Source organism: Priestia sp. SB1 (genome assembly GCF_038898415.1).
Genome location: NZ_JBBJSS010000003.1, coordinates 404,625 through 424,930, shown reverse-complemented (window position 1 = coordinate 424,930; position 20,306 = coordinate 404,625). Strand labels below are relative to the sequence as shown.

General features: G+C 39.6%; 22 protein-coding genes and 1 riboswitch. Of the genes, 15 read left to right on the top strand and 7 right to left on the bottom strand.

All coding sequences use genetic code 11. The features are described from left to right. Positions 1-87 precede the first annotated feature (87 nt). Positions 88-1,533 (top strand): flagellin N-terminal helical domain-containing protein, encoded by a 1,446-nt coding sequence (locus tag WKH56_RS12740; protein WP_342835757.1) that lies wholly within the window; start codon positions 88-90, stop codon positions 1,531-1,533. 190 nt (positions 1,534-1,723) lie between these two features. On the opposite strand, the gene WKH56_RS12735 is transcribed toward WKH56_RS12740, so the two are convergent. Continuing rightward, positions 1,724-1,852, bottom strand: a complete 129-nt coding sequence (locus tag WKH56_RS12735; protein ID WP_342835755.1) for a hypothetical protein — start codon at positions 1,850-1,852, stop codon at positions 1,724-1,726. A gap of 2 nt (positions 1,853-1,854) precedes the next feature. On the opposite strand from WKH56_RS12735, the gene WKH56_RS12730 reads away from it, so the two are divergent. Further along, a complete protein-coding gene (locus tag WKH56_RS12730) occupies positions 1,855-1,989 on the top strand; it encodes a flagellin (RefSeq protein WP_372455427.1) in 135 nt (44 codons plus the stop codon). A 493-nt stretch (positions 1,990-2,482) separates the two neighbouring features. Further along, a complete protein-coding gene (locus WKH56_RS12725; protein ID WP_342835753.1) occupies positions 2,483-2,683 on the top strand; it encodes a YjfB family protein in 201 nt (66 codons plus the stop codon). A gap of 125 nt (positions 2,684-2,808) precedes the next feature. Here WKH56_RS12725 and pcp read toward each other — a convergent pair whose 3' ends face one another. The 4 genes from pcp to WKH56_RS12705 all read right to left on the bottom strand — a co-directional run bounded on the left by pcp (position 2,809) and on the right by WKH56_RS12705 (position 5,812). Next, a complete protein-coding gene (gene pcp, locus WKH56_RS12720; RefSeq protein WP_342835751.1) occupies positions 2,809-3,450 on the bottom strand; it encodes a pyroglutamyl-peptidase I in 642 nt (213 codons plus the stop codon). Between the two features lie 14 nt (positions 3,451-3,464). Then, positions 3,465-4,430 carry a DUF979 domain-containing protein gene (locus WKH56_RS12715; protein ID WP_342835749.1) on the bottom strand — a complete coding sequence of 322 codons (966 nt, stop codon included), beginning with the start codon at positions 4,428-4,430 and terminating at the stop codon, positions 3,465-3,467. Then, on the bottom strand, positions 4,431-5,135 hold the full coding sequence (locus WKH56_RS12710; protein WP_098366676.1) for a DUF969 domain-containing protein: 705 nt from the start codon (positions 5,133-5,135) through the stop codon (positions 4,431-4,433). A gap of 191 nt (positions 5,136-5,326) precedes the next feature. After that, complete coding sequence (locus tag WKH56_RS12705) at positions 5,327-5,812, bottom strand: HPP family protein (protein WP_342835744.1); 486 nt, start codon at positions 5,810-5,812, stop codon at positions 5,327-5,329. Positions 5,813-6,112: 300 nt separating this feature from the next. Between WKH56_RS12705 and WKH56_RS12700 the strand changes: the two genes are divergently transcribed. Then, positions 6,113-6,904, top strand: a complete 792-nt coding sequence (locus tag WKH56_RS12700; protein WP_342835742.1) for a histidinol-phosphatase HisJ family protein — start codon at positions 6,113-6,115, stop codon at positions 6,902-6,904. 77 nt (positions 6,905-6,981) lie between these two features. On the opposite strand, the gene WKH56_RS12695 is transcribed toward WKH56_RS12700, so the two are convergent. Next, positions 6,982-7,056: a hypothetical protein gene (locus WKH56_RS12695; protein WP_232216945.1), complete on the bottom strand. Its 75-nt coding sequence runs from the start codon at positions 7,054-7,056 to the stop codon at positions 6,982-6,984. A gap of 68 nt (positions 7,057-7,124) precedes the next feature. After that, positions 7,125-7,211, bottom strand: a riboswitch (cyclic di-GMP riboswitch). Between the two features lie 111 nt (positions 7,212-7,322). Continuing rightward, positions 7,323-7,658, bottom strand: coding sequence for a helix-turn-helix domain-containing protein (locus WKH56_RS12690; protein ID WP_034264053.1), 336 nt, complete (start codon positions 7,656-7,658; stop codon positions 7,323-7,325). A 314-nt stretch (positions 7,659-7,972) separates the two neighbouring features. On the opposite strand from WKH56_RS12690, the gene WKH56_RS12685 reads away from it, so the two are divergent. The 11 genes from WKH56_RS12685 (at position 7,973) to WKH56_RS12635 (ending at position 20,179) form a co-directional block, all read left to right on the top strand. Beyond that, entirely contained in the window at positions 7,973-9,133 is a 1,161-nt protein-coding gene (locus tag WKH56_RS12685) for an acyltransferase family protein (RefSeq protein ID WP_328249197.1), read from the top strand. Positions 9,134-9,166: 33 nt separating this feature from the next. Further along, positions 9,167-9,901, top strand: coding sequence for a YveK family protein (locus WKH56_RS12680; protein WP_342835735.1), 735 nt, complete (start codon positions 9,167-9,169; stop codon positions 9,899-9,901). After that, positions 9,891-10,523, top strand: coding sequence for a CpsD/CapB family tyrosine-protein kinase (locus WKH56_RS12675; protein ID WP_342835733.1), 633 nt, complete (start codon positions 9,891-9,893; stop codon positions 10,521-10,523). Before WKH56_RS12680 ends, WKH56_RS12675 begins: the two co-directional genes overlap by 11 nt. 32 nt (positions 10,524-10,555) lie before the next feature. Then, entirely contained in the window at positions 10,556-11,194 is a 639-nt protein-coding gene (locus WKH56_RS12670) for a sugar transferase (RefSeq protein ID WP_342835731.1), read from the top strand. 12 nt (positions 11,195-11,206) lie between these two features. Continuing rightward, positions 11,207-12,157 carry an NAD-dependent epimerase/dehydratase family protein gene (locus WKH56_RS12665; RefSeq protein WP_328173322.1) on the top strand — a complete coding sequence of 317 codons (951 nt, stop codon included), beginning with the start codon at positions 11,207-11,209 and terminating at the stop codon, positions 12,155-12,157. Between the two features lie 9 nt (positions 12,158-12,166). Then, entirely contained in the window at positions 12,167-13,612 is a 1,446-nt protein-coding gene (locus tag WKH56_RS12660) for an oligosaccharide flippase family protein (protein WP_342835726.1), read from the top strand. Beyond that, positions 13,605-14,807 carry an O-antigen ligase family protein gene (locus tag WKH56_RS12655; protein WP_342835724.1) on the top strand — a complete coding sequence of 401 codons (1,203 nt, stop codon included), beginning with the start codon at positions 13,605-13,607 and terminating at the stop codon, positions 14,805-14,807. Before WKH56_RS12660 ends, WKH56_RS12655 begins: the two co-directional genes overlap by 8 nt. Further along, positions 14,804-15,589 carry a glycosyltransferase family 2 protein gene (locus tag WKH56_RS12650; protein ID WP_342835722.1) on the top strand — a complete coding sequence of 262 codons (786 nt, stop codon included), beginning with the start codon at positions 14,804-14,806 and terminating at the stop codon, positions 15,587-15,589. Before WKH56_RS12655 ends, WKH56_RS12650 begins: the two co-directional genes overlap by 4 nt. A gap of 13 nt (positions 15,590-15,602) precedes the next feature. After that, positions 15,603-16,670, top strand: a complete 1,068-nt coding sequence (locus WKH56_RS12645) for a glycosyltransferase family 4 protein (protein WP_342835721.1) — start codon at positions 15,603-15,605, stop codon at positions 16,668-16,670. A gap of 99 nt (positions 16,671-16,769) precedes the next feature. Next, a complete protein-coding gene (locus WKH56_RS12640) occupies positions 16,770-18,302 on the top strand; it encodes a pectate lyase family protein (protein WP_342835719.1) in 1,533 nt (510 codons plus the stop codon). 164 nt (positions 18,303-18,466) lie between these two features. Beyond that, positions 18,467-20,179 carry a methyl-accepting chemotaxis protein gene (locus WKH56_RS12635; protein WP_342835717.1) on the top strand — a complete coding sequence of 571 codons (1,713 nt, stop codon included), beginning with the start codon at positions 18,467-18,469 and terminating at the stop codon, positions 20,177-20,179. Positions 20,180-20,306: the final 127 nt, after the last annotated feature.

The window sequence follows — 20,306 nt, the reverse complement described above, 5'->3', positions numbered from 1 at the left end:
CTCGCTTAATTAATCAGTAAGCGAGAGGCTTCTTGAATACAAGGATGTAACCAAGAAGTAAAACCAATTATATGGAGGTAAAGGAAAATGAGAATTAATCACAATATTACGGCGTTGAATACGTATCGTCAGTTTAACAATGCCAATGCTGCACAAAGTAAATCAATGGAGAAATTGTCTTCTGGTTTACGTATTAACAGTGCTGCAGACGATGCAGCAGGTCTTGCCATTTCTGAGAAAATGCGCGGACAAATTCGTGGATTAAACCAAGCTTCTAGCAATGCACAAGACGGTATTTCTTTAATTCAAACGGCTGAAGGTGCATTAAGTGAGACGCAGGATATTCTTCAACGTATGCGCGAATTATCGGTTCAAGCGTCAAATGATACAGCCACAAATGATGATAGAACTGCTATGCAAAAAGAAGTTTCACAATTAAAGACTGAAATTGATAGAATTTCAAGCTCGACAGAGTTTAACACTAAAAAATTGTTAAATGGCGATGTAGGTGAAGCTTCATCTGCTCAGGGTACCAAAGTAGAATCACAATCATTAAAAGCTTTTGCTAGACTAACTGCTGAAGGAACTACTAGCAATACAGCGGGTAACATTGAAGGTAAAACTTTTTCTATTAATGGAGTTTCGGTAACTACAGGAACACCGGGTGGGACCTATGCATCATCTGATGATGCAGCACAGTTTGTTAGAGATGCAATTAACAACACTGCAGGTATTGGTGTTACTGCTTCAACCGATGGGGCTGGGAAACTAGTTCTAGTCAGTAAAACAGCAGGTCAAGATGTTACAATTACTGGTAATGCAGGCGAATTGGATGACTTATTTGGTGCAGGAGTTGGAGAAACAACAATTACAAAATCAGCCGCAGTGAACAATTCAACATTATTATCAGATTTAGCTGATGCAAATGGTAATTCATTAAGCCTTTCTTCAGGCACAATTAATGCATCTGTTACTAAAGGTGGAACAATCGCCTCATCTGGTTCATACACATTTACTGCTACGTCAACAGTAGGGGACTGGCTAACAGATGCATCTTCCGACTTAGGACTTGCTAGCACAACAGTTTCGAATGCTGGGAAAATTGAGTCTACTGGTCAAAGTGGTTTAGCTAATGCTCTTTCTAACTTAAAGTTTACTGTAAGTGGAAACGACAACTTTAATAATACCTTTGCGGCGTTTGGTGAGACTCAATCTGCAAAAGATAATAAATCAGATGCGGCGCTAAAGTTTCATATTGGCGCAAACCAAGACCAAACAATGGCGGTGGGCATCAATGAAATGAGCGTTAGATCATTATCAATAACTGGTGTAGACGTATCTACTCGCCAGGGTGCAGAGGTTGCAATTTCATCTTTAGATTCGGCTATAAAAAATGTATCGTCTGAACGCTCAAAGCTTGGTGCATTCCAAAACCGTTTAGATCACACAATCAACAACCTAAGCACATCTTCTGAAAACCTAACAGCTGCGGAATCTCGTATCCGTGACGTTGATTATGCATTAGCTGCATAAGCAGTAAAAAGCACAGTCGTCCTAGCTGGTAACGGCTAGCGATTATTATCGGGTGAATTGCTGGAAACCCCTTAGAGCTTTTCTTGCCACAACGTAGTTGGAAACGACAATCGTGATGGTGTAAAAAAAGAAAAGATTGGGCAATCAGCAGCCAAGCTCCTGTTTCGAAAGAGTGGAGAAGGTTCAACGACTAGGATAGACCATCTAAGGCGAAAGCTACGATGATGAAATCCATAGGTGAAACAATATCCATCAGTATTGTGAATCCGAAGTGCCCGACCCCTACTTCTGTAAGAGGGTGAAGATATAGTCTGGTCATTTATGAAAGTAAATGTTCGCACGATGGCGAAAGAAATGATGAACCAAACGAAGAATTCAATTCTTGGTCAAGCAGCACAAGCAATGTTGGCTCAATCTAATCAGCTGCCTCAAGGAGTTTTACAACTTTTGAGATAATGATTAAAGGGCGTCTAGTTTGGTAACGAGCTAGAGTATAACTGGGTGAACTGCTGGAACTTCCTAAAGCTTTATCAACCACAACGTAATCATAAATGATCAGCGTGACGGTTTGAAAATGATAAAGATGCTACAATGGACAATCAGCAGCCAAGCTCCTGTGAGGAAACTCTGGAGAAGGTTCAACGACTAGAGAATACGGTCTAAGGTGAAAACTATGGCTATGAATCTCGTAGGGCAGTGAAAACTGTTCGAAGTGCCCAGCTCCATGAAAAAACATGGATGAAGATATAGTCTATTCTGTAACTGAAAGGTACAGTCGCAAAGCAAGCGAACCAACAACCACAAGGAGTATTACAACTTCTTCGTTAATTTTAAATTATTTAAAAGGGGCTCCGGTGTTACTGGAGCCTCTTTTATGTAAAAATATAAAGGTTTTTGTTTATTAGAATATAGCTAACTACAAGTTTGTATTGAAAAAAGGAAGTGTCCTATGGATATTGCACTTATGTCAATGTCATTGAGCCAAGGGAAAGTCCAACAGCAAGCTTCTCTATCAGTGATGAAAATAGCAATGGGAAACGCCAAACAGCAAGGAGAAGCTGTCCAAGAGTTAATAAGCAACTCCAATGTAAAAGCACTTCAACAGGCCGCACAACCGCATCTAGGCGGAAATATTGATTTGAAATTATAGTTTCATTACTGCTAGATAAATGAAATATAAGTGCATCGAATATAATGTCTTACTATGTAAAATGACCTTACCAAGTAGAGTAAGGTCATTTTTTATAAGATAATGGTATCGTTTAAATGTTATTTTTAATGCGTAGTCCCGCCCGAAACCACAACATCCTCCTCAACCAAAATCGTAGTCTTCACTACACTCAGCAATCCCTCTACAATCAAATCCAAAGCCATACTCGCTTTCCCTGGATGATTCACAGCTTGTTCAGGAAGATAAGGAATATGCACAAATCCGCCTTTAATACAGCAGTTTTGAGTCATGTTCATGAGTCCGTAAAACACGTGGTTACATACAAACGTTCCAGCGGTTTGAGAAACGCTGCTTGGAATGCCTGCTTGGCGCAGGTTTTCGACAGCTGCTTTGATAGGCAGTGTCGAAAAATATGCGGTAGGACCATTTTCAATAATAGCGCGATCAATAGGCTGCTGGCCGATGTTGTCAGGAATTCGCGCGTCGTCTACGTTAATGGCCACGCGTTCGACCGTAATGCCTTCTCGGCCGCCTGCTTGTCCAATGCAAATGACGATAGAAGGGCTGATGTCTTCTATATACGTATGAAGCTTTGATATTGATTCGCCAAACACAGTAGGAAGAGGCTTAGCGATAATGTGATAGTCTTTGACAGCTACGCCGTCTAAGGCTTTGACAGCTTCTAAAGACGGGTTAATACTTTCACCTTCAAACGGTTCAAAGCCGGTTAGTAATACAGTTGTCATTCTACTAGTCTCCTTTAAAAGTGATATACAAGGTAGTACATTAATAATGTATTAACAACAAAAACGGATAAAGCGATCGGCACTTGAGCTTTAATTACGGCATTTTTGTCTTTTAATTCAAGCAGCATGGCAGGTACGATATTAAAGTTAGCTGCCATTGGCGTGAGAAGCGTGCCGCAGTAGCCAGCAAACATGCCGAGTGCTGCCATAATGGCTGGATTTCCTCCGTGCATGTGTACAATTAACGGCAGTCCAATACCTCCAGTAATAACGGCAAACGCCGCAAAGGCATTTCCCATGACAATTGTAAATAGCAGCATTCCTAGACAATAAGCAAGCACAGCAACAAACGCATAGTTAGTCGGAAGAATATCACTTACAATATCCGAAACGACTGTTCCAACCCCTGATTTTGAAAAGATACCGCCAAGAGCTGCGAGCATTTGCGGTAAAATAACCGCCCAGCCCACTGCTTGAAGCAAGCGGCTTCCTTCTTTAACAGGCACGTCCATTTTTGCTTTGGTGACACCTATTGAAGCGATAAACGCAATGACAGCTGCAATTGCTAGTGAAATTAACGTAACTTTTTCTGGATCAATTAAAGCCCAGTTTCCAAATTTAATTTTGCCAAAAAGAAGGGTGCCGATAATCGTAAAAATAGGAATAAATAAAGCCGGTAAAAAGATTTTGTTTTTTAATCGCTGTGCGTGAGCTACTCGTTCTTCAGCAGACGTTTCGGCTTCATTAGATTTAGTGACGCGGTTGAATGAAGCAAGCAGCACCATGATAATGACTAAACACCCTACATAAAAAGGCGGAATGACGTTGCCAAATAAAAACGTAATAGAAAACAGTGCCCAGAACAGAGAAGATCCTAAACGATTAGGATGGTTATGATCGCGTGCGATTCGAATTGCGATAAAAGCAACAATAATACCGAGTAAGTAGTAAATCGTATCAAGCGTCAGGATGCTTTTCATTTAACTCGCCTCCGTCTTTGAAGCTGATGTTGGTTTGTGCTTCGTCATTTTTTTGTGAATACGCCGGTCTAACTGACGGAAACGAATAGCACTGATCAACAGCGCTGCGATAGCTGTTGGAATACCCCAAAGCGCCATATCCCAGACGTCAACGTGAATGCCTACGGAGTCGAAGAATCCTTTCATTAAAAGAATTCCACCCGTTGCGATAAAGATATCTTCGCCGAAAAACCAGCCCGTATTTTCAGCTGCCGCGGCATGAGCGCGAATATCTTCTTTTACTTTAGGCGGAAGCTCTCCGTATTTTGCACGAGCAGCGCCTTCAGACATAGGTGCGACTAACGGACGCACGGATTGAGCATGTCCTCCAATATTTAATCCAACTGCGGCTGAGATTTCACGGATAAAAAGATATATAAGTAAAACATTTCCAGAAGAAGCGTTTTTCGCTTTTTTAATCAGTACTTCCGCTTGTTCCTTTAATCCGTATTTTTCTAACACGCCAAAGATAGGAAGAGTAAGTAAAATAGCCATAGACATATAGCGGTTATCGACAAAGAACTGTCCAAACATCGTAATTACTTCATGCAATGATAAACCTGATACAAGGCCCGTCACGATGCCTGCAACAGTCACAACAAGCAGTGTATTTAAACGAAATAAAAAACCTACTGCCACTAACAAAACCCCAATTAATTTCAACATAAAAATCCCCCTTGAGTATGTATAGACCGTGCTGCAAATTCACCTCCTTTGTTTTCCTAGAAAAACAAAGATGTTTCGAGTATAAACAATTCTGAAAATTAAAACAAGATGCTTAAGGCATAAAATAGTTTTATTGGTGAAATAAATGAAAAGAAAAAAAGCTTTGGAATTTTATATTCCAAAGCTTTTACTCAAACCCAATACCTGGGATACTGCCGATCCTGAAATAAATTGTTATACACCGTAGAAATTAATACAACTACACACGCACAAATCATAATAATACCTAAATATCCCCAGCCTGCTTGAGTATTAATTGCAACAATCGCGCTAGCCGCAGCAGGAGGATGAACGGTTTTTGTAAGAATCATTAAAATAAGAACAAAAGCCAGCACAATCGCAATTGTAATAAGACTTCGGTGAAATAAACTCCAAATAATAAGTGCAGAAACCGTTGCAAGCAAGTGACCTCCAAGCACGTGGCGCGGCTGTGATAAAGGTCCTTTATGAGCGCCAAAGATAAGCACGCAGCTTGCGCCAATCGGAGCAAGGGCCATTGGATAACCAAGCGCTAGTGCAATCGCGCTGCTGATGATAATCGCAATTAAGCCTCCGATTGAAGAAACAACCGCGTCTCTATAATTGATTTTCGGTTCTTCTTTTAGTTCTCCTTTCATCTTTTTAGCATAAGAGCTTAAGTAAGACAGAAAGGGGCTTTTTGTTTGTGAAAAACTTTTTTCAAATTCCATTTCTTATTTCCTTTCTTTTGTGTAAAAGTTATATGTCAAGTTGTATGTCAGAACATCTGCTATATTAAGTTAGTTTATAAGAAAAGAAGGATTACTGGAAGAGGAAAAATATCTTTTTTTAGTGGAAATTCTTTTTATGAACGAAAAAAGTTGGGGGAGGAGGTAGAAGGGTCTCTATGTGCAGTGAGGGCAAGAGAAATGTATAATAGATCTAGAGGTGACTAAATTATGTATCTAGTAGACTACCATCATCACACGAACAATTCATTTGACTCACAGGCAGTCATGAAAGAAGTGTGCGAGCAAGCTGTAAAAAACGGCATAAACGAAATTTGTTTTACCGAGCACTTTTCATTAAATCCATTAGCCCCAACGTATGGTCATATGGATTTTGATAAATATGAACGAGAACTAGTGGAATGCAGAGATAAATTTCAAAATCAGCTAGTGATAAAAAAAGGAATTGAAATTTGTGAGCCGCATTATTTAAAAGAGAAGTATCAGGAAACAATCAAGCAAGAGAACTTTGATTTTATTTTAGGTTCGGTGCATAACATTAATAACATCAAGCTTCGCAAACATTTAGAACTCAACGATAAAGAAGCAATTTACCGCGCTTATTTTAATGAAATGTATAAGCTAGTAAGCGACGCCGACATTGACGTATTGGCTCATTTAGATTTAATGAAGCGCTACGCGTTTGAGCAATATGGTATTTACGACTTTCATCAATTCAAAGATATTCTTGCGGATATTTTGAAAAAAGCAATTGAACGCAATATCGGAATTGAAATTAATACTTCAGGTATAAGAGGGAAGCTGGGCGAAGCATTGCCGGCACTTGAAGTTGTTGGGCTGTACCGCGATTTAGGCGGAGAAATCTTAACAATTGGATCTGATTCACACTTTGCCGAAACGGTAGGAGCTCATATGAAAGAAGCGGTTGAAATGGCAAAACAGTGCGGATTTACGGAGATTTATACGTTTGATCAGCGTCAGCCAAAAGGAATTCGTATTTAATAGGAGTGTGTTTCACTTTCTTTTAGAATAATAATAACTGTAAAAAGCACGCTCTGATTAGAGCGTGCTTTTTTAATTTAGTTTCGCTTAAGCTCCGACAAAAACCTCCGGACTTCTTCGATGGTCAGACCCAGCTTGCGGGCTGATTCCATAAGACTTACCCACTCTTGATCGATTGATAATACATGTTCTTTTTTCATTACGATTCATCCACCCTTTGCCAGGGAACCCAGCTATCATAGCCGAAAGCGGCCTTAGACCTGAAGCTTTGCGTCACTATTTTTCAATAGTTTTGCCCTTATCTGGATAATTTGTAATAGTATTCTTAGTATACAGTTATTTTACAAGATAATATTTGTAAAATATGTCGAAATAGGTCGATTATAACAAAAAAATTAAACGTTCATGAATGGATTTATCAGTTTGTTTTACGGAACTTTAAATAATACTGAAATTCGATAAATTCTTCTTTGGTCATGCCGTCTTGAATGGCTCGTTCAATTAAATGCAGCCATTCTAGATTGAGGACTGGTTTTGAAGTTAGAGCTGGACAACTGATGTCTCCTTCGATTAAGTCATCAATCGTTGTATGAAGAGAAGACGCGATTTTATCAAGCATTTGAAGGGAAGGATTATTGTTTAACCCTTTTTCTAAATGAGATAAATATGATTTTGAAATATTAGCTTCTTCAGCTAAGCGTGTAATAGAATAGCCTTTTTTTAGTCGCAAATTCTTAATCTTGTTCCCTATCACATTCAGTTCATCCTCTTCTTATGGATTTTTTGTTCATTATAACGCATAAACGTACATATTGTGTAGATTAAAATATAAAATTAATAATATTTTGTTCTTTATAAAGAATAAAATGAGTGTAAATACCTATTTTTGGGGCAGGTATATTATGCTATACTTCACTTACAAATTGTTCTTTATTAAGAATATTTGTCGATTAATAACCTTTTTATTCGTTATAGTGAACGTTTTATATAGTATGCTAGCACTATTTAAGATGAGCGCTGTGCGATGAAGGGATGACATCATTTATTACATTTTGGATAGGAGATTACATGGAAAAAAGATATGTAGAACTTGATGCGTTAAGAGGATTAGCAGCTCTTTTTGTTGTGATAAATCATTATCTCATGATTTATCCAAGCTTCAGTGAGTATAGGTATGACGGTGATTCTTCTTTTTTACTGTCCATGGTAAAAGAGAGTCCGCTGCGGCTATTGTTCAGCAGTGGAAATGAATCAGTTGTTTTGTTTTTTGTCTTAAGCGGATTTGTTTTAGCACTGCCGTTTTATGGCCGTTCTTCTTTTCGATACGAGAACTATCTTGTAAGAAGAATTTGCCGAATTTATCTTCCTTACTTGTTTGCGGTGTGTGTGGCTATTCTATGCAAAATCTTATTTAGCCAAGGCGGGATCTCACAGGTAAGCCACTGGTTTAATAACTCATGGATCACAAATGAATCGCCAAATTTACTTCTTCAGCACTTCTTTTTAATTGGCACATTTAACACAGACGCTTACAACAATGTTATTTGGTCACTTGTTCATGAAATGAGAATTTCAATTATTTTTCCTCTGTTAATGATTCTTTTGCTGCGAATGGACGCAAAAAAAATCGTGGTGCTATTGTTTTTTATTTTTGTTTCATCATCAGCGCTATTACTGCTTAATCAATCAAACTTAGAACCTACGAACTTCTTGCTTTCCTATCATTATTTGCTTTTATTCGCCGCGGGTGCAGTTACGGCGAAATATCGAGATTTTTTTATTCAACTTTATCTGAAAATTGGCACATTTAAAAAGGTGCTTATCGTTCTGATTGCATTTACCTGTTATTTATCTGAAGGCATTATGGGGAATTACGCCATCACCAATAACTTTTTATGCCGTAATCTGGCAGTGATGCTAGGGAGCTGTATGTTCATTATTATTGCTTTAGCATCGCCGGCAGCTTCAAAGGTTTTACGCACAAGAGTGCTGTCATTTCTAGGTAAGATTTCGTACAGCTTATATTTAACTCATCTCATTGTGCTGTTTTCAGCTATGTATTTGTTACACGGACTTTTGCCGTACTGGAGCATTCTAAGCATTTGTTTCCTTTTATCACTGGCGATGGCTTCCGTCACGTATCATTTTGTTGAAAAGCCTTCCAGCAGATTAGGGAAATTCCTCACAAGAAACAAAGTTGTTTTCGGTGGAGCAGTGAGTCGTAAGTAACAGAGAGATAAAGCGTATGGAGGTGAGTTTACGATGCAGGATAAAATTCAGCTAAAGGATTTTTTTCGAATTTTAAAAAGAAGATGGCTTACGATGCTTTTAGTCATAGTCATTACGAGTATGAGCATCACAACTATCTGTTTCTATCTACTAAAGCCTACGTATCAAGCATCTACTCAAGTGCTTGTTAATCAAGCAACATCTAAAAATGTAGATGAAATTGCTAATATTACGCAGCTGAATACTCAATTAATTTCTTCGTATATCGATTTTATTAAAAGTCCAATAATCATAAACGGTGTAAAAGACGAATTAAAGTTAACTGTTTCTAATAAAAAGCTGAGTGAACAAATTACGATTGATCATAACGAAAACTCTCAATTTGTCACGATTACCGTAAGAAACGAGAATTCGAAAACGGTAAGTGAAATCGCAAATAAAGTAGCTCTTCTTTCAAAAGATCAAGCGATGAAGTTAATGAAAGGAAGCAACATTCAAGTATTAACCGAGCCGTCGCAGAGCCTTAAAGTATTCCCAAAGCCACTGCCGGTTGCAGCTATTACTATCTTAGTCAGTCTGTTAGTAGGAATAGCGGGAGCGATGCTAAGAGAATATCTTGATAGCACAGTTCGAAATGAACAAGATATTCAAGAACTTATCGGACTTCCGATTATTGGACATATCGAGCTTGAGCCTCGAAAAATGAAGCGAAACCAAAAGCAAGGCAGTGATCAGGAAAAGGCAAGGAGGGAGAACCTTGAGTTTTAAACAAAAAAAGTATCCATTTTCACTGTATCAAGATGCCAAAACCATCAACCAAACAAATATGATTCGAAAAAATGTTGAGGTGCTGCTGAATAGTGAAGTCAAATGCCTGACAATCACATCAGCGGAATTGAATGACAAAAAGCCTCTTATAACGGCAAAGCTAGGAATTTCATTTGCCGAACAAGGGAAAAACGTTCTTCTTATTGACGGAAACGTGCATTGTCCTTCTCTTCATCAGCTCTTTGACCTTGGAAGTTCAGAAGGATTAACGGATGTATTAGTAAACGGGAAAGGTCGATATGTACCCATTAAACAAACATCATATAAAGGACTGGACGTGCTTCCAGCCGGATCTCACTTTCGAAACGCATCCACACTATTTGTTTCCAAGTACTTTGATGAGCTCATAAAAAGATGGAAAGAAGAATACGATTTGATTCTTTTTGAAACGCCTCAGTTTTTAGAAGAGACAGATTCTCATATTCTTGTAGCAAAATGCGATGCGACCATGCTCATGGTGGAAGAGCGTAAAACGAAACTAGATGCCGTTGTTAAAACGAAAAATATGCTGGAAAAAGCACGTATTCATGTGCTAGGCGTTATTTGGAGTCCGTCTCACTAGCTCCTCACTTTATTATAGAAGGAAGTGAAACGATGAATCAAATTGTCTCGAAAACGACCGGTGATTCCGATGTGCTAAAAAAAGAATTTCCGCTTTTTTACTCGCTGTGTAAACGCATATTTGATATCGTGATTTCGTTTATGGCTCTTATGGTTTTGCTGCCTGTTATTTTGCTGTTTGCGCTCATTGTGATGATTGAAACACCGGGTTCACCTTTCTTTCTTCAAGAGCGTTTAGGTAAAAACGGCAGACCATTTACCATCATGAAGCTGCGTTCAATGTATAGTGACGCTGAAAAAAACGGAGCGCAGTGGGCGGTTAAAAATGACAGCCGGGTCACCAAAGTAGGAAAGCTGATTCGCCAAACGCGAATCGATGAACTGCCTCAGCTGTGGAATGTGTTAAAAGGCGATATGTCGATTGTCGGACCACGACCTGAAAGAGCCGTATTTATAGAAGAATTTCAAAAAACAGTTCCTGCATTTAGCCAGCGCCTTGCCGTTAAGCCGGGACTAACAGGCTGGGCTCAAATTAACGGCGGATATGAATTAACGCCAGCAGAAAAGCTGGAGCTTGATCTTTACTATATTCACCATACGAATATACGGTTTGACGTGAAGATTATGATAAAAACGCTAAGAGTCATTGTAACAGGAGACGGATCAAGATAGGAGAGGGATAACATGAAAAGAGTATTAGTTACAGGCGGATGCGGTTTTATTGGATCACATATGGCAGAGCTTCTTTATCAAAACGGATTTGAAGTAAAGGTAATCGACAATCTCTCAACAGGAAAAATAGCAAATTTAGAAAATCGAGGCATTTCTTTTCACTACGGAGATATTGTGAGTGAAGAATTAGATAAAGTATTTGCTGAGTTTAAACCTCATTATGTTGTTCACCAAGCGGCTCAAGTGAGCGTGGCTCATTCCGTTACTAATTTTCATCATGATGCCAATGTTAATATTCAAGGGACGATCAACATTATTAATGCATGCAAAAAGCACGGTACCGAAAAAATCATTTTTGCTTCATCAGCAGCCGTGTACGGAAATACGAACGTTACTCCAATTTCACTTGCTCACCCAACCAGTCCAGCTTCACCGTACGGACTGTCAAAGTTTACGTCTGAAGAATATTTAAAGCTTGCTAAACAGCTGTATGATATTGACTACGTGATTCTTCGCTACAGCAACGTGTATGGCCCGCGGCAAAATTCGCAGGGTGAAGGCGGCGTGATTTCGATTTTCTTTGACCGGTTTGTTACGAACCAGCAGCCAATTATTTACGGAAGCGGCCGTCAAACAAGAGATTTTATTTACGTAGAAGACGTGAGTCAGGCGTGCTTACAAGCTATTCAGTATGAAGGGTGCGGCACGTTTAATATTTCCAATAACAGCAGCATCAGCATTAACGAACTTTTTTTCACGATGAAAAGCATATCAGGCAGTCAATTAACACCTGTTTACCACAGCGTGCGTGAAGGTGATATTGCAGACAGCAGGCTGTGCAATAAAGAAAGCATCAAATTATTGAAGTGGTCGCCTGCTTTTACGCTTGAAAAAGGATTAGCCAAAACGTATGACTACTACCATGAAACGCTAGCTCAGCAATTTGCTAAGACGATGGAGTAAGAGGGATGTATGAAGAAAAATTCCATTTGGAAAAACATTGTTCACTTATTTATTAGTACCGTTGTATCACGTTTGTTAAACGCAGCTGCGCTTATCGTGCTGGCACAGTATTTAAGCGCAGCTAGTTACGGAAGGTTCAGCGTAGCGTTAGCTTTTGCGATGATATTAGGCTACTTTACAGACGTTGGCTTAAGTAACACCGTGCTTCGTGAAGGCTCTAAAAAGCGAGCTGACGTGAATCATCTTTTATCCTCGTATGTGAAAATGAGAATTTTGCTTTTGCTTGCGACGTTTGCAGGGGCGTATATAGTGATTTCCTTGTTTTATCACGAAGCATCACTTGTAAAAATGATGTACTACTTGATTGTGCCGATGGTAACAGGCCTTGCAATGCAAAGCATCGGGATTACGTATTTTCAGCTTACTGAACAAATGCATCACTTAGGAGCGATTCGAATCTATTCAGCTCTTTTGCTGGTGGTTCTGCTGACGGTTGGAATGCTGATGCATACAAGCCCGTTTTTTATTTCGTTTTTGTTTGGATTTTCCTATCTTTTAGCAGGGGTGTACAGTCTGTGGATGGTGGGGAAAAGAGTATCGTTTAATTTGAAAAAGAAAATTCAACGCGGACTGCTGAAAAATATCGGCTCATTTATTGTAAGCGGACTTCTGATTATGCTGCTGCCGCAGCTTGGGCCAATCGTATTAGAAAATACAATTCCGCTTGCAGCTGTCGGCGTGTTTGCCGTTGCGTACCGTATTCCATCGGCGCTGTATCAAGTTCCAGGAATTGTGGCAGGTGCTTTTTATCCAGTGTTATTTCGCTATTATAATCACCAGCAGACAGACAAACATTTAGAATTAAACATTCTTCAAGTGAAGCTTATGAGTTTAGTAGGGATGCTAACAGCGCTTCCTTTTTATCATTTATCCGATCTTGCCGTGTCGTTATTGTTCGGAGATAAATGGGCTGCAGCCGGAGATGCGTTAAAGTGGCTATCGCTCATGCTGATTTTCCAAGGCTTAAGCGTAGCACTAGCGGACGGCTTAACAACAAAAGGACTTCAAGGAAGAAGAACGGGCGTTCAGCTCATTGCTGTTGTATCGGGAATTGCTTTTTACTATTTTTTAAGCTCCGCTTATTCTGTGATAGGAGCCGTGTATGCTGCGCTTTTAATTGAAGGGATTTTATTTATTGGCTGCTGGTTATGTAATCCGGAAAGACTGATCATCATGCGTAAAACCTTTCCGATTTTTGTTTGTTTATTTGGCAGTACAATTGTATTTACCACGCTGCTATTTTCACAGCACCCGTTTATTGCGCTGTGTGTAAACATGCTGCTTGTGTTTTTGTTAACGCTGCTAGATAAAGAGATGCGAAATCAAGCGTTAGGATACCTGCAAAAAAACAAACCACTAAACGTAGAGAACAGAAAGGAGGCACAAAATGGATAGTGTATACGTGCAAAATCGAAAACCGACCGTTTTGTTTTGCCTTTTTGTTCTTGTTACATTAAGTAAATATAACGTCAATATTGGCTTTTCATTAAAGCCGTACATGATTTTTTTATTTGCGCTTCTGCTGCTGAGCTTTGCTTCTTTTTATGTCTATAAGCTCCAGGCGTATGAAGTGCTGCTGCTTTTATTTTATCTTTTTTACTGTATGACCGGAGCGTTTTCTCTGTATCCAGAAGCGAGTCTTCGTATTATGCTAGGCGTTTTGCTTATCCTTGCCTGCTACTTTTTAATGAAATATGTGATAGCAGAGTTTCATAGCGGAAGTATCAAACGTGCGTTAACCGGAGCGGGCATTCTTTTTAACGGCGTGAGTTTACTGCTCTACATTGCGGGTCTTCAAGCCGTTCATTTTCAATTTGCCTCCGAAGTAGAAATTATTAAATGGGGCGTAATGATTGACCGCAGCTATCCGCGTTTGATTGGCGTACTGGACGATCCTAATATTTACGTATTTTATAATACGCTGTTTTTTACTTACTTTTTAACCAATAGCGATAGTACTAAAAATAAAGTCGGACTTTTACTGAGTACATTAGCAAGCGTATTAACGTTTTCCCGAGGCGGATTAATTGCCATGGTCGCCGTGTTGATTCTGTATTTGCTTATTACTCGGTCGCTTAACAGTCTCAAAACAGTTCTTTCGTTTGTGTTTTTATTTGGTGTACTTGCTCTTATAGCTCATTTCATGACGAATTTTAACGTGTTCACCATTTTAACCGAACGAGCCGATGACTTTTTACATGACGGAGGAAGCGGAAGGTTTTCGCTGTGGAGCCGGGCATTCGAGTTTTTTTCATCGCATCCGTTTGCCGGAATCGGCGCTTTTAACTTTTCAGAGTATAACTTGTTTTACTACGGCGAAGCGCTGTACGTTCATAACACTTTTTTAGAGATTTTATCAGAGACGGGTATGATTGGCTTTTGCCTATATTTTAGTTTTTTACTTCTTGTGTTGCTTCAGCTTTTAAAACAAAAAATTCATAAACAAGAACCTTACTTATTTTTAACGTTTATTGGTTTTTTGCTTCAAATGATGTCACTTTCGTTAATTGTAAATGAGCTGTTCTTTTTATACTTAGCGCTGCTGTCAGGCTATTTACGAAATCATCAACGTGAGGAGAGTGCAAAATGAATAACTTCAAATCTCAACCGGGTCAGCCCCTCGTTTCAATTGTTACACCTGCCTATAACTGCGCAGCCTTCATTTCATCCACCATTAAATCCGTTCAGCAGCAAACCTACCTCAACTGGGAGCTGCTTGTGATTGACGACTGTTCGACAGATGAAACGGCTGAAGTAGTAAAGAAATTCAGTAGAAAAGATCAACGCATTCAGCTGCTTCAGCTCACAAAAAATTCAGGAGCCGCAGCAGCACGCAACGAAGGTATAAGCGCAGCAAGCGGACGGTTCCTTGCTTTTTTGGACAGTGATGATCTATGGCATAGGGGAAAACTTAAAAAGCAAGTCGCTTTTATGCTTGAAAAAAACTGTGCTTTTTCCTATACGGGCTACAGCATTATCAATGAAAAAGGTGAAAAAACAGGTGTTGAAGTAAACGTTCCAAAAAGCGTTGATTACAAGACGCTCGCGGGTAACACCATTATCGGCTGTTTGACAGTCATGCTTGATAAAAAACAAATTTCCGGGATTTTAATGCCAAACATTCAGCCAGAAGACACGGCGCTTTGGCTGTCACTGCTGAGAAAAGGCTATACAGCGTACGGCATTCAAGAGTCACTTGCTTATTACCGTCTTGTATCTCACTCTGTTTCTAGCAACAAGCTGAAAGCAGCGACGAGGTATTGGAAGCTGCTGCGCAAGCAAGAACGGCTGCCGCTATGGAAAAGCGCCACTTATTTTGTGCAGTACAGCGTGAATGCGTACGCTAAAAGTAAAAACCTCTCAAAATCGTAAAGGATGTGGAGTCTTGAAAAACGTACTTTTAATCACGGATAAATTGATTACAGGCGGAGCAGAAACGTATTTTTGTAAGCTCGAAAATCAGTTGAATCATCCGGATGTTACCGTGTATACAGCAGCTGCAATGGGAGAACTGTACAGCAAAATTCAATATAAGAAACGGTTCACGCCTTTAAGCAGAAAAAATCATCTTCACAATCTTTATATACTTTGGAAAAAAGTTCGAACGTGTAAAATTGACATTATTCATGCCAACAGTCTGCGTATGGTGATGTATGCAGTATGCGTGAATCGAGTGCTGCGAAAAAAAGTAAAAATACTTTATACAAAGCATAATGTAACGGTGCTTGAACAAAAGGCAAAAAGCTTTTTTTGTAAACTCGTAAACTCTTATGTGCATGGAGTGATTACGGTCAGCCGTTTTGAACAAGAACAGTTGATGAACCTGGGCGTGAATAGCGGTAAAGTAACAACGATTTATAACGGAGTGGATTTAAATCAATTTGTATTTAAAGAAAAGTCTGCTTCACTCGATTGTCATATCGGTCTGTTGGCAAGAGCTTCAAAAGAAAAAAATCACGAGCTGTTTATCGAAATTGCCTCGCTGCTTCGAGATCATGAACATATGAAGTTTCATATCGGAGGAGGAGGACCTGACCTTCAGCGAATTCAAGAGCTTATCCAGGAGCAAGGCTTGTCTGAAAAGATAAAGATATGGGGAGAAGTAGAAGACCCTGAAGCATTTATTACGAAAATGGATATGCTTCTGTTAACTTCTCATCGTGAAGTCTTTCCAATGGTTGTTTTAGAAGCAATGGCTGTTGGTACACCGATGATTTCAATTGATGTAGGAGGCGTGAAAGAAGCGATAGCAGACGGAGACACGGGCTATTTAATCCCGACTTATTCACCTGAAGCATTTGCGGAGAAAATTACGGAGGTGTATGCTGAACAAGAACAAAAGCAGCGATTTGCTAAAGGAGCGAGAAAAAAAGTCGAACAGCACTTTACGTCGAGTCAAATGATTGCATCAACTGCTAATCAATACGTAAACATGAGCGGAAAAAGCTTCTAACACGGAAGCTTTTTTTCTATGGAAACAGTGAACCACAGGTAGTCAAAACGCATAAAGTAATAGAAGCAGTACATGCTTTACAGCTGCTGAGAAAGCGAGATGAGTTTAATGGAAAACTGCAGTGAAGAAAGAATAGTAGACGCCGCTTGTTTTGGTGTAAAAAGAGACGGCGTGACGGATGATGCACCTGCGATACAGCAAGCAATTGATTACGCAGCTGCCAACAAATTATCACGCGTACTCCTAACAGGGAACTATACGTACGCCATCGCATCACCTCTTGTGATTAAACCGTCTATTTCGTTTGAAATGGACAGCGGAATCAAACTTAAAGTAACGGGAAATTATCATGTATTTACCCTGCAAAAAGATGCGTCTATTTCAGGAGGAACCGTTGAAGTAATCGACCCATCATTTACCTCTTCGGTCATTTATCTTCACGGATCACAGCAATTAGAAACAGGAAATAAAACGACAATAAGCAACATCAGCATGATTAATACGTCAGGCGCTTATAATGGAAAAGGCATTTATTTTTATTGCCAAAAAGCGTGGGATTTTATTAGCTTTGTGAACGTATCCTTTGTACACCTTCGCAACTTTGAAAGAGGCGTACTGCTGCAAACTGAAAAAATTACCAACATCAATACACCTGCATGGATTAACGCGAATAACTTTAGCTATTTATCGATTGACGGCTGTCAATATGGAATTGACGTGGCCGGCATCAGTGACGTGCCGTATGAAACGTCAGGAAACAGCTTTGTTCATTTTCAAATGCAGTGCCGCAGCCAAACGAAACGAGCAATTAAATGTTCAGGTGCTTACAATACGTTTGAAGGGCATATTTGGGATACGTATTTAATGAACGGAGGAGAACCGCCCGTAGAATTTACGAGTATCTCGCATCGAAATCAGCTTGCCTCTAACCTTTTATCCACATCGATTTTAAACAACGGACAGTATAATGACATTACGTCTCCTTTTGAACAAACCCGAAATATATTTGCACCAGGTCTTCCAGGAAAACCGGATATTATCGGCAATCAAGACGATATTTTTGTACAAGCTGATAAAAAATATACCGTCAAACAAATCGCTGGAAAAGCTCCGTACGGAGGTAGCATCAGCAACTGCTTCAGCTTAGTTGATGAACAAAGCATGAACTACCTCGACGTGCCGGCTTCAGCTCCCGTTGTGATTGAAATGGACTTTACTGCAAATCCAATTAAAATGCTGAATATGGCCGGCGTTTCATTTGGATGGGGTGAGTCACCTAAAAATATTAAATTTGAATATCTAACAGTACTAGACGGTGCGTGGATAACAGCGAAAGACGTAAAAAACAACTTAGGAAACACGGTAACGGCAGAAGTGCGAGCCAATACGCTGTATAAAATGAGACTTACGCTAAGCGAATATACAAAAGATCACAAGCGTTTTCGAATTAATCGTATATTCGGTACGTCTTCTATGATGCCCGGTTCCTCTTGGGTGGCAACGTCCGGAAGCAAAATGTATGGAAACCTTGAGTTTCAGCAAGGGAACAGCCTGATCCTTAAATCTCCTGACGGACAAAGCTGGAAGTTAAGCGTCGATAACACAGGGAAAGTATCAGGGACAAAAATCTAAGTGGAGAAATTATTTTTAAACCAGCTTCTTTTGATAAGAAGCTATTTTTTATGCCGATAAAAAGTCACGAGCGTACTATGGATAGAACACCCCCAATGACCGATAGATATAACAAAGTGTGAAAATGAAAGCAGAAGAATACATCAGCGAAAAGGGGAAATGTTATGGGGGCATTACGAAATCTGAGTATCTATCGAAAGCTGCTAGTCATGGTTATAATTTCAACAATTTCACTTATTGCAGTCGCCGTGATCAGCTATTTTTACACACAGCGAATTGCTGACAGCTCGGAGTCTATGTATAATGACCGCCTGCAGCCAATCAGGCAGTTAGGGCAAATTCGTACAAATAACCGAGCAATCGATGCAAATACGCTTGAAATGATTTTATCAAAAGATGAAAACTATCAGCGTAAGCGTCTCGATGAAATTCAAGAAAAAGAAGCTGAAAATAACAAGCTTATCGAACAGTATAAAAAGACATTTTTGCTAGATAGTGAAAAAGAAAAACTGGCTCTATACGAAGAAAATATAGGTAACTTAACACAAGCAAGAAGTGAAGCCATACAGCTTGCTCAAGATGAAAAAGGAGACGAAGCCTATAACGTTTTTTCTAAACAAATCGTCACCCTGCGTACAACCATAAATAACACACTAGATGATCTTCAGACGATAAACAATAACGAAGCTAAAAGCATTTATCAAAAAAATAAGCAAAGCGTAAAATCAGCCGTTACTACTCTTTTACTCGTCAGCGCGTTGGTCATCCTACTTACAATAGGGATTGGACTTCTGATTGCACGCATGATTACAAAGCCGTTAAACGATATTAAAAACCTCATGGAAACAGCAAAAGACGGGGATTTTCAAGTGCAAGGCACGTATGAATCTCAAGATGAAATTGGCTCCCTTACCGCTTCATTTAATAAAATGATTGGCGGATTAAAAGAAATGATTATGTCCGTTGGAAACATTTCATCAACGGTTGCGGCTTCTTCAGAAGAACTAAGCGCCAGCGCAGAACAAAACAACAGTGCCATTGAACATATTTCAAGCATCACTGAAAAACTAGCCTCAGGATCCAACCATCAAGTGAATCAAATTCAAGAAAGCTCCACCATTATTCACCGCATTACGAACCAAACATCAGAAGTTGTTGAAAACGTCGAGCAAATCACTAAGCGAGCACTCGACACGGCTGCGATCTCAAATAGCGGAACAGCGACCGTTGAAACAGCAGCCCAACAAATGAAATCAATCAACGAAAATGTAACCGAACTCTCATCTGTTTTTCAAGGCCTTAGCGAACACTCAGCGAAAATTAGTCAAATTAACGATGTCATCACAACCATTGCCGATCAAACAAATCTGCTTGCTTTGAACGCAGCTATTGAAGCAGCAAGAGCAGGTGATCACGGAAAAGGCTTTGCCGTTGTGGCAAGTGAAGTACGTAAACTAGCAGAAGGCTCATCCAACTCAGCAAATCAAATTAAAGATCTAGTTGCACTCATTCAAAGCGAAACAGCTCGGACGCTGCAGTCGATGACAACCACAACCAAAGAAGTAAAAGAAGGTCTAGCAGTAGTGGAACAAGCAGGTACATCATTTATGCAAATTAACGAAGCTGTACAGCACGTAGTGAATCAAATTCAGCAGATGGGGAGCGCTATTCATAATCTAGCCAAAGATACGCTTGAAGTCCAGCAGGCGATTCACGAAGTCAACGGTATCGCGGAAGAAGCGGCAGCGGGAGCGCAAAACGTATCAGCCACAACCGAAGAACAGCTTGCTTCCATGGAGGAAATTGCTTCATCTGCGATGGATTTAGCGAATATGTCAGAGGAACTGCAAGAGCTGATTGCTAAGTTTAAAATATAAGGAAAAGCATGGAGATTCGCTCCATGCTTTTTGCTTATAGTTATCATTTTCAAAGAGTAAGAGCTTTTACTTTGTGGCAGACTTTCTCACTACATAAAGCAGAAATAATAAAATAGCTCCTCCTAAA

What these genes read in the sequence shown, in the direction of transcription:
- WKH56_RS12740 (WP_342835757.1), top strand. Translation starts at nt 88, where the DNA reads ATGAGAATTAATCACAATATTACGGCGTTGAATACGTATCGTCAGTTT.
- WKH56_RS12735 (WP_342835755.1), bottom strand. Translation starts at nt 1,852, where the DNA reads ATGACCAGACTATATCTTCACCCTCTTACAGAAGTAGGGGTCGGGCAC.
- WKH56_RS12730 (WP_372455427.1), top strand. Translation starts at nt 1,855, where the DNA reads ATGAAAGTAAATGTTCGCACGATGGCGAAAGAAATGATGAACCAAACG.
- WKH56_RS12725 (WP_342835753.1), top strand. Translation starts at nt 2,483, where the DNA reads ATGGATATTGCACTTATGTCAATGTCATTGAGCCAAGGGAAAGTCCAA.
- pcp (WP_342835751.1), bottom strand. Translation starts at nt 3,450, where the DNA reads ATGACAACTGTATTACTAACCGGCTTTGAACCGTTTGAAGGTGAAAGT.
- WKH56_RS12715 (WP_342835749.1), bottom strand. Translation starts at nt 4,430, where the DNA reads ATGAAAAGCATCCTGACGCTTGATACGATTTACTACTTACTCGGTATT.
- WKH56_RS12710 (WP_098366676.1), bottom strand. Translation starts at nt 5,135, where the DNA reads ATGTTGAAATTAATTGGGGTTTTGTTAGTGGCAGTAGGTTTTTTATTT.
- WKH56_RS12705 (WP_342835744.1), bottom strand. Translation starts at nt 5,812, where the DNA reads ATGAAAGGAGAACTAAAAGAAGAACCGAAAATCAATTATAGAGACGCG.
- WKH56_RS12700 (WP_342835742.1), top strand. Translation starts at nt 6,113, where the DNA reads ATGTATCTAGTAGACTACCATCATCACACGAACAATTCATTTGACTCA.
- WKH56_RS12685 (WP_328249197.1), top strand. Translation starts at nt 7,973, where the DNA reads ATGGAAAAAAGATATGTAGAACTTGATGCGTTAAGAGGATTAGCAGCT.
- WKH56_RS12680 (WP_342835735.1), top strand. Translation starts at nt 9,167, where the DNA reads ATGCAGGATAAAATTCAGCTAAAGGATTTTTTTCGAATTTTAAAAAGA.
- WKH56_RS12670 (WP_342835731.1), top strand. Translation starts at nt 10,556, where the DNA reads ATGAATCAAATTGTCTCGAAAACGACCGGTGATTCCGATGTGCTAAAA.
- WKH56_RS12665 (WP_328173322.1), top strand. Translation starts at nt 11,207, where the DNA reads ATGAAAAGAGTATTAGTTACAGGCGGATGCGGTTTTATTGGATCACAT.
- WKH56_RS12660 (WP_342835726.1), top strand. Translation starts at nt 12,167, where the DNA reads ATGAAGAAAAATTCCATTTGGAAAAACATTGTTCACTTATTTATTAGT.
- WKH56_RS12655 (WP_342835724.1), top strand. Translation starts at nt 13,605, where the DNA reads ATGGATAGTGTATACGTGCAAAATCGAAAACCGACCGTTTTGTTTTGC.
- WKH56_RS12650 (WP_342835722.1), top strand. Translation starts at nt 14,804, where the DNA reads ATGAATAACTTCAAATCTCAACCGGGTCAGCCCCTCGTTTCAATTGTT.
- WKH56_RS12640 (WP_342835719.1), top strand. Translation starts at nt 16,770, where the DNA reads ATGAGTTTAATGGAAAACTGCAGTGAAGAAAGAATAGTAGACGCCGCT.
- WKH56_RS12635 (WP_342835717.1), top strand. Translation starts at nt 18,467, where the DNA reads ATGGGGGCATTACGAAATCTGAGTATCTATCGAAAGCTGCTAGTCATG.